Source organism: Rheinheimera marina (genome assembly GCF_042654345.1).
Taxonomy (GTDB): Bacteria; Pseudomonadota; Gammaproteobacteria; order Enterobacterales; family Alteromonadaceae; genus Pararheinheimera; species Pararheinheimera marina.
The window spans coordinates 115,541-129,318 of record NZ_JBHSGB010000017.1 but is presented as its reverse complement, the minus strand read 5'-3'; the positions used below and the strand labels follow the sequence as shown (position 1 = coordinate 129,318).

At 53.1% G+C, this 13,778-nt stretch carries 12 protein-coding genes; 10 read left to right on the top strand and 2 right to left on the bottom strand.

Translation table 11 applies throughout. The annotated features are described in order from the left end of the window. The first annotated feature begins 54 nt into the window (after positions 1 to 54). From ACFO3I_RS16885 to ACFO3I_RS16845, 9 genes are all read left to right on the top strand, one after another. A complete protein-coding gene (locus ACFO3I_RS16885) occupies positions 55 to 1,200 on the top strand; it encodes a DUF2066 domain-containing protein (RefSeq protein WP_377336005.1) in 1,146 nt (381 codons plus the stop codon). Between the two features lie 2 nt (positions 1,201 to 1,202). Further along, the gene (hda, locus tag ACFO3I_RS16880) at positions 1,203 to 1,922 is read left to right on the top strand and encodes a DnaA regulatory inactivator Hda (protein ID WP_377336622.1); all 720 of its coding nucleotides are present in this window, start codon (positions 1,203 to 1,205) and stop codon (positions 1,920 to 1,922) included. 94 nt (positions 1,923 to 2,016) lie between these two features. Then, positions 2,017 to 2,997, top strand: coding sequence for a phenylalanine--tRNA ligase subunit alpha (gene pheS, locus ACFO3I_RS16875; RefSeq protein ID WP_377336002.1), 981 nt, complete (start codon positions 2,017 to 2,019; stop codon positions 2,995 to 2,997). Positions 2,998 to 3,012: 15 nt separating this feature from the next. Further along, positions 3,013 to 5,400: a phenylalanine--tRNA ligase subunit beta gene (gene pheT / locus ACFO3I_RS16870; protein ID WP_377336000.1), complete on the top strand. Its 2,388-nt coding sequence runs from the start codon at positions 3,013 to 3,015 to the stop codon at positions 5,398 to 5,400. A 2-nt stretch (positions 5,401 to 5,402) separates the two neighbouring features. After that, on the top strand, positions 5,403 to 5,714 hold the full coding sequence (locus ACFO3I_RS16865; RefSeq protein ID WP_337840308.1) for an integration host factor subunit alpha: 312 nt from the start codon (positions 5,403 to 5,405) through the stop codon (positions 5,712 to 5,714). A gap of 134 nt (positions 5,715 to 5,848) precedes the next feature. Then, positions 5,849 to 6,790 carry a YbgA family protein gene (locus ACFO3I_RS16860; protein WP_377335998.1) on the top strand — a complete coding sequence of 314 codons (942 nt, stop codon included), beginning with the start codon at positions 5,849 to 5,851 and terminating at the stop codon, positions 6,788 to 6,790. Continuing rightward, on the top strand, positions 6,790 to 8,202 hold the full coding sequence (gene phrB / locus ACFO3I_RS16855) for a deoxyribodipyrimidine photo-lyase (RefSeq protein ID WP_377335996.1): 1,413 nt from the start codon (positions 6,790 to 6,792) through the stop codon (positions 8,200 to 8,202). The genes ACFO3I_RS16860 and phrB overlap by 1 nt, the downstream gene beginning before the upstream one ends. 79 nt (positions 8,203 to 8,281) lie before the next feature. After that, positions 8,282 to 9,475 carry an RsmB/NOP family class I SAM-dependent RNA methyltransferase gene (locus ACFO3I_RS16850; protein ID WP_377335994.1) on the top strand — a complete coding sequence of 398 codons (1,194 nt, stop codon included), beginning with the start codon at positions 8,282 to 8,284 and terminating at the stop codon, positions 9,473 to 9,475. 66 nt (positions 9,476 to 9,541) lie between these two features. Next, complete coding sequence (locus ACFO3I_RS16845; protein WP_377335992.1) at positions 9,542 to 11,947, top strand: EAL domain-containing protein; 2,406 nt, start codon at positions 9,542 to 9,544, stop codon at positions 11,945 to 11,947. Here the strand turns inward: ACFO3I_RS16845 and ACFO3I_RS16840 are convergent. Beyond that, positions 11,939 to 12,766 carry a CvfB family protein gene (locus ACFO3I_RS16840; protein WP_377335990.1) on the bottom strand — a complete coding sequence of 276 codons (828 nt, stop codon included), beginning with the start codon at positions 12,764 to 12,766 and terminating at the stop codon, positions 11,939 to 11,941. The genes ACFO3I_RS16845 and ACFO3I_RS16840 overlap by 9 nt on opposite strands. Beyond that, entirely contained in the window at positions 12,760 to 13,407 is a 648-nt protein-coding gene (locus ACFO3I_RS16835; RefSeq protein WP_377335988.1) for a YaeQ family protein, read from the bottom strand. The genes ACFO3I_RS16840 and ACFO3I_RS16835 overlap by 7 nt, the downstream gene beginning before the upstream one ends. A 60-nt stretch (positions 13,408 to 13,467) precedes the next feature. Here ACFO3I_RS16835 and ACFO3I_RS16830 point away from each other — a divergent pair, with 60 nt between their 5' ends. Continuing rightward, positions 13,468 to 13,767: a hypothetical protein gene (locus ACFO3I_RS16830; protein WP_377335986.1), complete on the top strand. Its 300-nt coding sequence runs from the start codon at positions 13,468 to 13,470 to the stop codon at positions 13,765 to 13,767. The last annotated feature ends 11 nt before the right edge of the window (positions 13,768 to 13,778 follow it).

Genomic DNA, 13,778 nt, shown 5'->3' with positions numbered 1-13,778 from the left:
AACCACCTGCGGGTGGTTTTGTTTTTCCATGCGGTAAACGGATTGAGGACAAGCATGCGTTCGATTGTGGCAATTCTGATGATCGGGGTTCTGGCATTTGCACTGCAAGCCAAAGAAGTCACCGGGCTTTATGAAGCACAGGTGCCGGCTAACGTTAGCCAGAGTCAATGGCAGCAGTCAGCGCTGCAACAAGTGCTGGTTAAAGTCAGTGCCAATCCGGACGTGCTGGAGCAGGGGGCAGTGAAAGCTGAACTCGGCAATGCCGCTAATTATCTGAAAAAATTTGAGCCTGTCGCGGGCCCTGCGCCGCTGTTAAAGGTGACGCTGGATGAGCAAAAGGTTCAGCAGTTTCTGACCTCCTTGCAGGTGCCGGTCTGGGGCAGCCGTCGCCCTGCTATTTTATTTTGGCCGGTGGAGCAGACCGCCGACAGCCGTCAGTTTCTGCAAGGACCTGATCAGCCGGTGTTGCAGCTGTTAAAACAACAGGCTGAGCAGCGCGCTTTGCCTTGGTTATTGCCCTCTGCCGACGCTAACTTTGCCACCAGTTTAAGCCAGGATGATGTCTGGGCCGGTAACTGGTTGCAAATTGACCAGGCCAGTCTGGCATTCCAGCCTGATCAGACCATGATTTTGTTGTTTGACCAACCGGCCGAATTGGCGCCTCAGGTTCGCCTGACCTGGCAAAGCTTTGAGCAAGGGCAATTGGTCAGCCAGCAGCTGGTGGCGGATGATCAGATAGAAGCGGTCCGCCAGTTTATCGAGCAGCAGGTCAATGCCCAGGCGTCACAATACGCCGTGCGTTTGGGCGCCAATGCCACAGAGCTGGAATTGCAAATTGATGGCGTGACCAACTTTGTGCAAATGGTGCAGGTGCAAAAGGTGCTGGCTGCCATGTTGTCGGTACAGCGCGTTCAGGTGCAGGCACGGCAGGCCGACAGCCTGTCGCTGAAATTGCAGCTGGAGTCCGACGCCCAGACCTTTCTGAATGCGCTGCGTCTGGACCGACGCTTTCAGGCAGAACAATCCGATAACAATAGCGCATTGGTAACAGAACCGCTGCAAAGTCCGGTTGCCGAAGAAAGTACAGACCAGTTGTTTGCTGAACTGGAGGCTGAAATGGCCGCAGAGCAACAGCAGTCGGCCGCCGCCCCGGCTGTCATGGCCAGCGGGCCATTACGTTTCCGGTTTGTGCCCCAGTGATGATGCCGGTGCAGTACACTCTAGCGGTCACTTTGCCAGAGGATGAAACACTCGATAGTTTTTACGGCGCTGAACAAAGCCCGGCCGTTGCTGCTATCAAAGCCGTGTTGACAGGAAAAGCACCCCGTCATCCGCTTTACCTTTTTGGTGCCAGCGGCAGCGGTAAATCGCATTTGCTCTATGCCTCCTGTGTCAAAGCGCAGGAACTCGGTTTAACCAGCCAGCTGCTGTCGCTGGATGACTACAAGGCCTGGAGCCCGCGAATTCTGGACGGCCTGGAAGAGCTGGACCTGGTCTGCCTGGACAATATTCAGGCCATTCATGCCGATTTAACCTGGCAGGTGGCGGTGTTTGATTTGTACAACCGCATGCTGGAACAAGGCAAAGTGCTGATTATTGTCGCCGATGCCGCACCGACTGACCTGGGTTTAAAGCTGCCTGATTTGGTGTCGCGCTTACAAGCCTGCACCAGTTTTCAGCTGCGTTTGCTGATGGACGACGACAAGCAAAAATTGCTGCAGCAAAAAGCGCATTTACGCGGCATGGAACTGCCGGATGAAGTGGCGCGTTTTCTACTCAACCGCCAGCAGAGGGATATCCGCGATTTAGTGCGTATTCTGGACTTGCTGGACAAAGCCTCCATCGTGCATCAGCGCCGCCTGACCATTCCTTTTGTCAAAGAAATTCTGACCGACCCATTGCCCATTGCGGCAAATGCTTAAAAAATCACAGTTTTGGCTTAGAAGCGCCAGAAAATCTGGTGTATTATAAGCGCCTTTTTTACAGCAATGATTCACCTCAGATCCGAGGATTACCATGAACTTAAACGCCATCTTGGCCGAAGCCCTTCAGGCTGTCACTGCCGCTCAGGATATCAACGCGCTGGAAGACGTGCGTGTTGCATTTATGGGCAAAAAAGGTTCCATTACCGAGCTGCTGAAATCCTTAGGCGCAATGGATGCCGAGCAGCGTAAAGCTGCAGGTCAGCAGATCAATGAATTAAAACAGCAGGTGCAAGACGCGCTGAACCAAAAGCGTGATGCGATGCAGTCGGCTGAACTGGCTGAAAAACTGGCCAAAGAGCAAATTGATGTGACCCTGCCAGGCCGTAGCCTGGAAACCGGTGGTTTGCACCCGGTCACCCGCACCATCCGCCGTATTGAAAGCTTTTTTGGTGAGCTGGGCTTTGAAGTGAAAAAAGGCCCGGAAATCGAAGATGATTTCCATAACTTTGACGCACTGAATATTCCAGAGCATCACCCGGCCCGTGCTGATCACGACACCTTTTATTTCAACCCGAAGCTGATGCTGCGTACTCAGACCTCCGGCGTACAAATTCGTACTATGGAAACTGAACAGCCGCCGCTGCGCATTATTTCGCCAGGCCGCGTCTACCGTAACGATTACGACATGACGCACACGCCAATGTTCCACCAGGTCGAAGGCCTGATGGTGGACAAGCATGTCAACTTTACCGAACTCAAAGGCATTCTGCACGACTTCCTGAATAACTTTTTTGAAGAAGATTTGCAGATCCGCTTTCGTCCTTCATTTTTCCCGTTCACAGAACCGTCAGCCGAAGTGGATGTGATGGGTAAAAACGGCAAATGGCTGGAAGTGCTGGGCTGCGGTATGGTGCACCCGAACGTGCTGCGTTCAGTGGGCATAGACCCGGAAGTGTACAGCGGCTTTGCGTTTGGGATGGGCGTCGAGCGTCTGACCATGCTGCGTTATGGCGTGACCGATTTACGGTCTTTCTTCGAAAACGATTTGCGCTTCTTAAAGCAGTTCAGATAAGCAGGAGCAATACCAATGAAATTCAGCGAATCCTGGTTAAGAGAGTGGGTGAACCCAGCGTTATCCACCAACGAACTGGCAGAACAAATTTCCATGGCCGGTCTGGAAGTGGACGGCATTGATGCCGTTGCTGGCCAGTTCACTGGTGTGGTGGTCGGCCACGTGGTCGAATGTGGCCGTCACCCGGAAGCCGATAAATTACAAGTCACCAAAGTCGATGTCGGCACCGGCGAGCTGCTGGACATCGTCTGTGGCGCAGCCAATTGCCGTCAGGGCCTGAAAGTCGCTGTGGCCACTGTCGGCGCTGTACTGCCGGGTGATTTCAAAATTAAAGCCGCCAAATTGCGTGGCCAGCCATCCAACGGTATGTTGTGCTCGCTGCAGGAACTGGGCATGGCCGACAGTTCAGACGGCATTATCGAACTGCCGGCTGATGCGCCGCTTGGCAGCGACATCCGCGACTATCTGAAGCTGGATGATGTGACCATCGAGGTTGACCTGACACCAAACCGCGCCGATTGTTTAGGCCTGTTGGGCCTGGCCCGCGAAGTGGGTGTGTTAAACCAGCTGGACGTGACAGCGCCGGTGATTGAGGCTGTGGCCGCTACTATCGCTGAGCAAAAAGCCATTGTGCTGTCGGCACCTGAGTATTGCCCACGGTACTTGGGCCGGGTGATCCGTAATATCAATCCAGGCGCGGTGACGCCGCTGTGGATGGTGGAAAAACTGCGTCGCAGTGGCATCCGTTCTATCGACCCAGTGGTCGACGTGACCAACTTCGTGTTGCTGGAATTAGGCCACCCAATGCACGCCTTTGATTTGGATAAAATCGACGGTGATATTGATGTGCGTCTGGCCAAAGAAGGCGAAACGCTGACGCTGCTGGACGGCAACGAAGTGGCGCTGAAGCCTGACACCCTGCTGATTGCGGACAGCCAAAAAGCACTGGCGATGGCCGGTGTCTTTGGTGGCCTGCACAGTGGTGTGACGGCACAAAGCCAGCATATTTTCCTGGAAAGTGCCTTTTTCAGCCCGGTAAAAATGGCCGGTAAAGCCCGTCAATATGGTCTGCACACTGACGCGTCACACCGCTATGAGCGTGGTGTGGACCCAGAGCTGCAGCGCACCGCGATGGAACGTGCCACAGCCTTGTTGCTGCAAATTGTTGGTGGTGAAGCCGGCCCTGTAGTGGAAGCTGTGTCTGAAAGCCATTTACCCAAAGCTGCGCAAATTACCCTGACTCGCGCCAAGCTCGACAAGCTGATTGGGATCCATATTGCCGACGCCACAGTACTGGATATTTTCCAGCGTCTGGGCCTGAAAGTAACCAGCACTGCGGACGGTTGGCAGGCCATTGCGCCAGGTTACCGTTTCGATATGCAGATTGCTGAAGACTTAGTCGAAGAAGTGGCTCGGGTCTATGGCTACAACAATATTCCAAACGTAGCGCCTCAGGCGGCTCTGGCAATGAGCCAGCACCGTGAAGCCCGCATCGATGTGCACAGCCTGCGTGATTTACTGGTCGGCCGTGGCTACCAGGAAGCCATTACCTACAGTTTTGTGGACCCGAAAGTGCAGCAGGTGCTGTTCCCGGCGCAGCAGGCGCTGGTGTTGCCAAATCCAATTTCTGCCGACATGTCCGCCATGCGACTGAACCTGTGGCCTGGCTTGTTGCAGGCGGCGCTGTATAACCAGAACCGTCAGCAAAACCGCATTCGTTTATTTGAATACGGCCTGAAATTCATTCCGGACGCGACCGCGGAAAATGGCGTACGCCAGGTGGAAGTCATTGGTGGTCTGGTGGTTGGCAGCTATGGCAACGAGCACTGGGCTATTGCTGAACGTGCTGTGGACTTCTATGACGCCAAAGGCGATGTCGAAGCCTTACTGAGCTTAACGTCAGCACCGGGCGAGTTTAGTTTCAGCAAAGGGGAACACAGTGCCTTGCATCCGGGCCAGACCGCTCTGGTCAGCCGGAACGGTCAGCCAGTTGGTTATATCGGTGCTTTGCACCCTGAAGCACAGAACAAATTGGGCATTAAAGGCAAAGCCTACCTGTTTGAGCTGGAATTGACAGCCTTTGGCGATAAACATATTGTTTTAGCTGAAGAATTATCAAAATATCCGGCCAATCGTCGCGATTTGGCGATAGTTGTTAAATCCGATGTGCGTTTTTCAGATATCCTTGCTACTATTAGAAAAGTTAGCGGAAATCAATTAGTTGACCTAAGATTGTTTGACGTCTACACAGGGCAGGGCGTGGCAGAGGGCCACAAGTCATTGGCGGTGGCTTTGACGCTGCAAGACAAAACCCGCACCCTGGAAGATAAAGACATTCAACAGGTGATCACAGCTGTAGTTGACGTGTTAAAAACAGAGTTCAACGCAACGTTGAGGGATTAAGAATGGCGCTTACCAAAGCCGATTTAGCAGAGCGTTTATTTACCAAGTTTGGCATCAGCAAGCGCGATTCCAAATTGATCGTCGAATCATTTTTTGAAGAAATCCGGCTCGCGCTCGAGTCCGGCGACCAGGTAAAACTGTCCGGTTTTGGTAACTTCGACTTACGGGTGAAAAACCAACGACCAGGCCGTAACCCGAAAACAGGCGAAGACATTCCTATCTCCGCCCGTTGTGTGGTGACCTTCAGACCAGGCCAGAAATTAAAAAGCCGGGTTGAAGTGGGCACCGCCAAGAAGGCGCATCAGTCCAAATAAAAAAAGCAGGCGAAAGCCTGCTTTTTTTTACCCGCCATTTCGCCAGCTTTACAGTCACGTCAGTTTTCATGCCGCCAGTGGTGATCCATTGCTGGGTTCTGGCCGTAGCAGCTTAAAACAGTGCGAGGTAGTGTATGCGCATCCAGGTTGGGATCAGTGCCTGTGTATTGGGCCAAAAAGTCAGGTTTAATGGCGGCCATAAAGCGCTGCCTTTTGCGACGGATCAATTAAGTCGTTTTGTTGATTTTGTGCCTTATTGTCCTGAGGTTGCAATGGGGATGGGGACACCAAGGGAAACCATTCGTCTGCAACTGGATACTCATCAGCAAATCCGTCTGGTGAGCAGTACCGACGCCGCCATCGATCACACCGAGGCGATGCGCAGCAGCACGGCCAAGGCGTTGCCAGCTATGGCAGCGCTGTCGGGTTATATCGTCTGCGCCAAATCACCCAGTTGTGGTATGGAGCGGGTGAAGGTGACAGACATTACTGGCTTTCCCGTTGGCAAACTTGGCGTCGGCGTTTTCACTCAGCAGTTGATGCAGCAGTATCCCTGGTTACCAGTGGAGGAAGACGGCCGCTTGCATGACGCCAATTTACGGGAAAACTTCGTCACCCGGGTTTGGGCTTGTTATCAATACCAGCAGCTGCTGCAATCCGGCTTTACGGTCGGCAAACTGGTGGCGTTTCACAGCCGTTATAAGTTTCTGGTGATGGCGCACAGCCCGGTCGCGTACCGAGAGCTTGGCCGGCTGGTGGCGCAGGCGAAGTTGTTTTCACCAGATGAGCTGGCGCTTCGCTATTTGACCGACCTGATGCAGGCATTAAAGCAAACCGCCAGCCGTAAACAGCAGGCCAATGTTTTGCAGCATTTGCTCGGCTTTTTTAAACACAGTCTGGCGGCTTCCGCCAAACAGGAGTTACTGCGTTTGATTGAGCATTACCGATTGGGGCATTTGCCGCTGTTGGCGCCGTTAACTCTGCTGAAGCATCATCTGAGCCAGCAGCCGCACGCTTATCTGCAGGCTCAGGTGTATTTTCAGCCGTTTCCGGACGAATTGGGGTTACGTGCCTGATGACTGCTGCTGAATTTGCCCTGGTCTGGTACCGCAATGACTTGCGCACTTATGATCATCTTCCTTTAGTGTCTGCCTGCCAGTCCGGTTTACCGGTGCTGGCGCTGTTTATCGCAACGCCGGGTAGCTGGCAACAACACCATATGGCGCCAATTAAACAGGATTTGATCCGGCGCCGGGTTCGCGCGCTGGAGCAAGAGCTGAGCGAACTGAATATTCCATTACTGGCGGTGGAAGCCGAGGATTACCAGAGTTGCCTGGCGGTGCTGGCAGCCTTAATTCAGGCTGGTGCGCAGGCGCTTTATGCTGAAACCGAATATGAACTGCGCGAGCAGCAGCGTGATGCAAAGGCGACTGCGTTGTTCCAGAATAGTGGCAAGGCAGTGTATTTCAGTGACAGACGTGCTTTGATGCCGCCGGGTTCAGTGCTGAATAAAAGCAGCGAGATGTATCAGGTCTTTACGCCCTTTAAGAAAGCCTGGCTGCAGCAACTGGCGGGCCGCGGTGTGCAGGTGCATAAAAGGCCGGCACCGCAGCTGGTGGCGCCTGTGCTCACATTGGATATGCCTGCGATGCAACCGGGTGACCAAAGCTCGTTGGCCTACGAGGTCGGCGAACAGCAGGTGCTGGAGCAAATGCGCCGTTATTGCCAGGTGCAGGTGCAGGACTACCAGCAAAAGCGCGATTTTCCGGCGCTGGATGCCACTTCTGGCTTATCGGCTTATCTGGCCATTGGAGTGATCTCGGTGCATCAGGCGGTGGCCAGGCTGCAGCTGGAGCATGGCCAGACCCTGAACCAAGGCGATTCCGGCCCGGCGGTCTGGTTGTCCGAGCTGATTTGGCGCGATTTCTATATACATATTCTGGTGGCGTTTCCGCAGCTGATTAAGCACAAAGCTTTTCAGGCTGAGACCGATCAGATTGTCTGGCCGAATGACCCACAGCTGTTTCAGGCCTGGTGTGACGGCAAAACCGGCTACCCCATTGTCGATGCAGCGATGCGTCAGCTGAATCAAACCGGCTGGATGCATAACAGGCTGAGGATGATTGTCGCCAGTTTTCTGGTGAAGGATTTGCATATCGACTGGCGCTGGGGCGAACGCTATTTTATGTCGAAGCTGATCGACGGTGACTTTGCTGCCAACAACGGAGGCTGGCAGTGGGCCGCTTCGACCGGCACTGACGCTGCACCCTATTTCCGCATTTTTAACCCGGTGACGCAAAGTGAACGTTTTGACCCCAAAGGCGATTTTATCCGCCGTATGGTCCCGGAGCTGGCTGACCTGCCCGCCGCGCAAATTCACTGGCCCCATCCTTTACCCATGTGGTCGGATTATGTGGCACCTGTGGTGGATCACAGTCAGGCGCGACTCATCACTCTGCAGCTGTTTAAAGCAGTGAAACATAGCTGACTCGGTTGGTCATTGAAGTTTTGCTTGCTGACTTGACAGGCGGCGCCTAAGATCGCGCTCCAGTTTGCCGGGAGCCAAAATGAAACCAGTGATCCACGCTTTAATGACCGACCGTCTGACTCAGCTGCTGTTGCCAGTGCTGAGCGAAGAACAGCCTTTGGATAAAGCCTTGTCAGCCTTGTTTGCCAAAGAGAAATACTCGGTCAGTGAGCAGGCCAGCGCGGTGCAGCTGGCGCATCAGCTGATGCGTGGCTTAAGTCTGTATCAGGCTCTGGCGGATTGTCTGTTTGTCGATAACCCGGCCGAGATCTGGGCAGTGCTCGCCAGTTGGCATGGCTATTCCATCTATGGCCAGTTGTTGCCTGATCAGGCTGAGCTGCAAGCTATAGCCTCTACCTTACCTGCTCATATACAGCAGGGCTGCCCGGATTGGCTGGAGCGGCTGGGCCAGCAGGAACTGGGTGAGCGATGGGCGTTAGAACGCGCCGCCTTGTTCCTGCGGGCACCGCGTTACGTTCGTGCCAACTTACTTAAAACCACGACCGCAGCGCTGCAGCAGGCATTGCTGCAGGAAGGGATTGAAAGCCGCCTGGTACCTGGGGTGCCGACGGCGCTGGAAATTGTATCCGACTGTGCTTTATTTCAAAGCCAGGCATTTAAACAAGGCTGGTTTGAACAACAGGATGCTGGCTCACAGTGGGTTGCGGACGCTTTGCAGGTCAAACCCGGCAGTCGGGTCATCGATGCCTGTGCTGGTGCTGGCGGCAAAAGTCTGGCACTGGCGGCCAAAATGGCGGGCAAAGGCCGCTTACTGGCAATGGATATTGAAGAGTGGAAGCTGGCGGCACTGCAACAACGCTCTCGCAGAGCCGGTGCCGGTAACATCGAAACAAGGCTGATCAGCTCCAGCAAAACCATTAAACGACTGGCTGACAAAGCAGATTTTCTGTTGTTGGATGTGCCGTGCAGTGGCAGTGGTGTGTTGCGGCGTAATCCGGATGCCAAATGGCAGGCACCGATGCGTCTGGCTGAACTCAAGGCGTTGCAACAGGATATTTTAATCCGCTACAGCAAAATGCTGGCCATAGGAGGTGAGTTGCTTTATGCCACCTGTTCCATTTTCCCGTCAGAGAATCAGCACCAGGTGCAGTGGTTTTTACAGCAAAGACCTGACTTTGTGCTGGAGCAGGAACAGACTATCAGCCCGGCTGCCACAGGTTTTGACGGTTTCTACTGGGCCAGATTAAGGCGGCAGGCTGTCATCACAGTGTAAAATTTTTTGATTGCGTTCAGTTTTCGCCTCGTCTATAACAGAGCTGTCTGAGTAGTAGAAGAGTCCATGACGACCGTGGCCAGCCAGAAGCCTGAGATCCAAACCCCTGATCCGCTCACCGCCGAGTTGGTGCGGCTGCAGCAGGAAAACCACCATTTGCGGCTGATTAATCAGTTTGCGATTGAACTGCATGATTTATCCAATCCGGATGAAGTGCTGGATTATGCTGCCAAGCAAGTGGTGGCTGGTCTGGGTTTTGTCGACTGCGCTATTTTCATTTTTGATGCGAAAACACAGCTGTTAAAACGCAAAGCGGGCAGTGGCACCCGGGATTTACCTGTCCATCTTGGGGTGGCAGAGCTCAGTCTGGAACAAGGCCTGGTCGGTTATGCCGCCCGGCAGAAACAATCCGTACTGGTGAATGACACCCGGCAGGATCCCTATTATGTGCCGGATTATTTCCCCAGTTTGTCTGAGCTGGTGGTGCCAATTCTGGACCAGGGCGAACTGCTTGGTGTGATCGATTGCGAACATTCGCAGCTGGGTTTTTTCCAGAGCGCACATCAGTTGGTGCTGGAAAAAGTGGCGTCCATTCTCGCCAGCAAATTACGCAAGGCACAAATGCTACAGCGGCTGGAGCAGTCGGTCAGTCAGCTGGAATATGCTGAACGTCTGCAAAAAGCACTGTATCAGATTGCTGCATTTTCCAGTTTTGCCGACGAGTTTTCCGGCTTTTATCAGCGTCTGCACCAGATTGTCAACTCGTTGATCTATGCGCCGAACTTTTACATTGCCTTGTATGACGATGCGACGGAGTTGCTGCATTTCCCTTATTTTGCGGACACTGAAGACGACGAAATTGACCCGAACCAGGCTTTTGGTAAAGATGTGCTTGAGCACAGTCTGACCGGTTATGTATTTAGAACCAACCAGGCGCTTTTGATCGATAAAGCTCAAATGCTGGCGTTTGACCGCGCGCATCAGATCCGTATTTACGGTTCAGTACCAGAGTGCTGGCTGGGGGTGCCTTTTGTCGGCAGTGACACCATCCGTGGTGTGGTGGTGGTGCAAAGTTATATGCCACATATCCATTATTCTGAGCGGGATCTGGAGCTGCTGACTTTTGTCTCCCAACATATTTCCAATGCGCTGGAACGGGTTTTCTCTGAGAAAAGGTTGCAGCATCAGGCGTTGCATGATGCCTTAACAGGGTTACCGAACCGCAGTTTATTGCTGGACAGGATTGAGCAGGCCTTTAAGCGGATGCAACGTTTCCCGGCCAATCAGCTGGCGGTTATGTATCTGGATTTAGACAGATTTAAAGCCGTCAATGACAGTCTGGGCCACCCGGTGGGCGATGCCTTTTTAGTCGAAGTGGGCCGGCTGCTGAAGAACTGTATGCGTCAGTCCGACACGCTGGCCAGGCTGGGAGGAGACGAATTTGCGGTGGTGCTGGAAGATATTGGTTCAGTGCAGGACGTCACCGAAGTGGCTCAGCGTATCTGCGACAGTTTGCAGCAACCTATCCTGGTGGCCGGGCATTTATTGCAAAGCTCCTGCAGTATTGGCATCGCGCTGACCAACGCCAGGGAAGGGTTGACCGGGGCTGATGAGCTGATCCGCCGCGCCGATATTGCGATGTATCAGGCGAAACAGGATGGCCGTGGTTTGTTCCGCTTGTATCAGGAGCATATGGGCCGGCAGGACAGCGAAGAGTTTCAGCTGGACCAGGATATTAAAGCCGCCTTGACTCAGCAGCAGTTTCAGCTGCATTACCAACCTATTTTTGCACTGGGCAGCCCGCGTTTACTTGGCTTTGAAGCGTTAATTCGTTGGCCTCACCCGCAAAAAGGCTGGATAGCGCCCGACCAGTTTATTCCGTTTGCGGAGCAGCATGGCCTGATCAGTCGGATTGACCGTTATGTGTTACAGCAGGCGGTGGCTCAGTTAGTGGCCTGGCAAGCACACTGGCCAGAGCACTGCTATATCAGTGTGAATGTGTCGGGTCTGGCTTTTTCGGAAGCGAATTTCGCCACACAATTGCTTGAGCTGATTGCTGACGCCGGTATTAAACCCGCCTGGTTAGCCATTGAAATTACCGAACGTGCGCTGATTGAAAACATCGCACAGGCCAGAACCGCGTTAAAAGAGCTGCGGTTGGCGGGCGTAAAAGTCCTGCTGGATGATTTTGGCACCGGCTATTCAAGCTTAAGTTATCTGAACGAGTTTAAACTGGACGTGCTGAAAATTGACCGTTCATTTATCGCCAGCATGAAACCGAAAATTCAGGACAACCCGGTGATCAATACCGTGATTGCATTGGCGAAAACACTCGACTTGCTGGTAGTGGCTGAAGGCATTGAAAACCAATGCCAGTGTGAACTGTTAAAGTCATTGGGCTGCGACGCAGGTCAGGGCTATTGGTTCTCTCGCCCAGTACCTGCTGCAGATGCAGTTTGCTGGTTAAGCTAACGCAATATGGTCGGATTCAATCCGGATGGAGCCAGCTTTATATAAAGCGCCAATGGCTTGCTTGAATACCTTTTTACTGACACCAAACTCAGCAGCTATTTGCTCAGGACTGCTTTTGTCTGACAGAGGCAAACTGCCGCCAGCTTTGGCTAACTTGGCCAGGATCACGTCGGTCAATGCCTGGGTTTTTTCATAACCTGGTTTATCCAGCAGTAAATCGATTTTGCCGTCGTCACGCAATTTCTGTACATAAGCTGTGCCTTTGTACCCTATACGCAGCGGTTTAAACACCTGGTTGTTGTACAGCAAACCCCAGTGTTGATGATCCACCACCACTTTGTACCCCAGGTCGGTGCGGGCGGCCACGATAAAACTGACGGCTTGACCTGCCTGGTACCGGGCAGGTTCTTTACCGATAAATTTATCCAGTTTGGTGGAGGCGACAATACGATTACTGCGGTCAACATAGCAGTACACCAGGGCCCATTTATCGGTTTGCAGTGGCAGGTTTTGCTCGCTGAATGGCACCAGCAAATCTTTTTTCAGACCCCAATGCAAAAAGGCGCCAACTTTGGTGCTGGCGACTACTTTTAATTGCGCCACCTGACCGACCATTACCAGAGGTTTTTCTGTGGTGGCGATCAGCTGATCTTCGGAATCCAGGTACAAAAAGACTTCAAGCTCGTCGCCAATGGCGGTGTCTTGAGGTACGTACCGCTTGGGTAATAAAATGTCCCCCCAGCTCAGACCATCCAGATAGAGGCCGAAATCGACCAGTTTTTTCACCTTTAATCGGTTTAACGTGCCCAGGGCTAACATTCGGCCTCCCAAAGAAAAAGTTCAGTGCTGGCACTTTGTACCCGTGTCAGCGCCAGTTGTTCGGTGCGATCGCTGGTGCCAAACCAGATCTGCCCTTCGTTAATGGTGCATTGCAGCTGCATACTGCGGTCGCAAAAACTCTGCAACAGGCTCAGATGCTCCGGGCTTATCGCAAAAATACTCAGGTTGTCCAGCGCACGCAGCGCTTTCTGCTCACTTTGATACCATTTGCTGACGGCACTGCCGCCGTACGCCAATAACAATACCTGTTTGGCTTTGTGGCTGGCTTTGCGCAAGCGGCGTTCTTCTGGTAATCCTAGTTCAATCCACAGCTGGCACTGGCCGTCCAGGCCGGTAATGGCCAACGCGGCTTCATCGTCGTCCGAAATGCCTTTACCAAACTGTAACTGCTCATCGGCGCACAGCGCAAAAGCCAGCAGACGTAACATCAGGCGTTCTTCAGTTTCTGACGGGTGGCGGGCCAGCGTCAGCTGATACTCCTGGTAATGGTGCCGGCTTAAATCCGATACCTGTAATTGGGCTTTGTGTATTGTTGCTTTAAGCGCCATAAAAACGGCTCTGCTGTCAAAAATGGCCGCCAGTGTACCTGCTTTGCCCGCACAATTCAGCAGTTGTCGCAAAAGCTGTGCTTTAATGGCATCAAGTGCAGGTCAGCAGATAAAGCAAAGCAGGAGAGTGGGATGGGGCTGGATTGTCGGGACTGGCTGGACGTCAAAGAGTATGAGTTTTTACTGAATTATTTTATCCGGCGCCAACGTGACACCGGTTTGGCATTTCTGGACGAACCACTCAGCTATGATGGTTATTCGACCTATGACCAACTGGCCACTCGTTTGATGCAGGAGGCTGCAGTGGCCTTTCTGGAAACATTTGGCAAACAGGCGCCGGCGCTGGCGTACACCAATTTATTTCACCTGGCGGAGCTGGAGCTGCAAGGTAAACGCAGCAGCTTGCTGGCAGCCCCACGCAGTATTAACTAGCGATAAAAAAA

Bases quoted from the DNA above. Each gene is read 5' to 3' on its own strand.
- ACFO3I_RS16885 (WP_377336005.1), top strand. From the start codon at position 55: ATGCGTTCGATTGTGGCAATTCTGATGATCGGGGTTCTGGCATTTGCA.
- hda (WP_377336622.1), top strand. From the start codon at position 1,203: ATGCCGGTGCAGTACACTCTAGCGGTCACTTTGCCAGAGGATGAAACA.
- pheS (WP_377336002.1), top strand. From the start codon at position 2,017: ATGAACTTAAACGCCATCTTGGCCGAAGCCCTTCAGGCTGTCACTGCC.
- pheT (WP_377336000.1), top strand. From the start codon at position 3,013: ATGAAATTCAGCGAATCCTGGTTAAGAGAGTGGGTGAACCCAGCGTTA.
- ACFO3I_RS16865 (WP_337840308.1), top strand. From the start codon at position 5,403: ATGGCGCTTACCAAAGCCGATTTAGCAGAGCGTTTATTTACCAAGTTT.
- ACFO3I_RS16860 (WP_377335998.1), top strand. From the start codon at position 5,849: ATGCGCATCCAGGTTGGGATCAGTGCCTGTGTATTGGGCCAAAAAGTC.
- phrB (WP_377335996.1), top strand. From the start codon at position 6,790: ATGACTGCTGCTGAATTTGCCCTGGTCTGGTACCGCAATGACTTGCGC.
- ACFO3I_RS16850 (WP_377335994.1), top strand. From the start codon at position 8,282: ATGAAACCAGTGATCCACGCTTTAATGACCGACCGTCTGACTCAGCTG.
- ACFO3I_RS16845 (WP_377335992.1), top strand. From the start codon at position 9,542: ATGACGACCGTGGCCAGCCAGAAGCCTGAGATCCAAACCCCTGATCCG.
- ACFO3I_RS16840 (WP_377335990.1), bottom strand. From the start codon at position 12,766: ATGTTAGCCCTGGGCACGTTAAACCGATTAAAGGTGAAAAAACTGGTC.
- ACFO3I_RS16830 (WP_377335986.1), top strand. From the start codon at position 13,468: ATGGGGCTGGATTGTCGGGACTGGCTGGACGTCAAAGAGTATGAGTTT.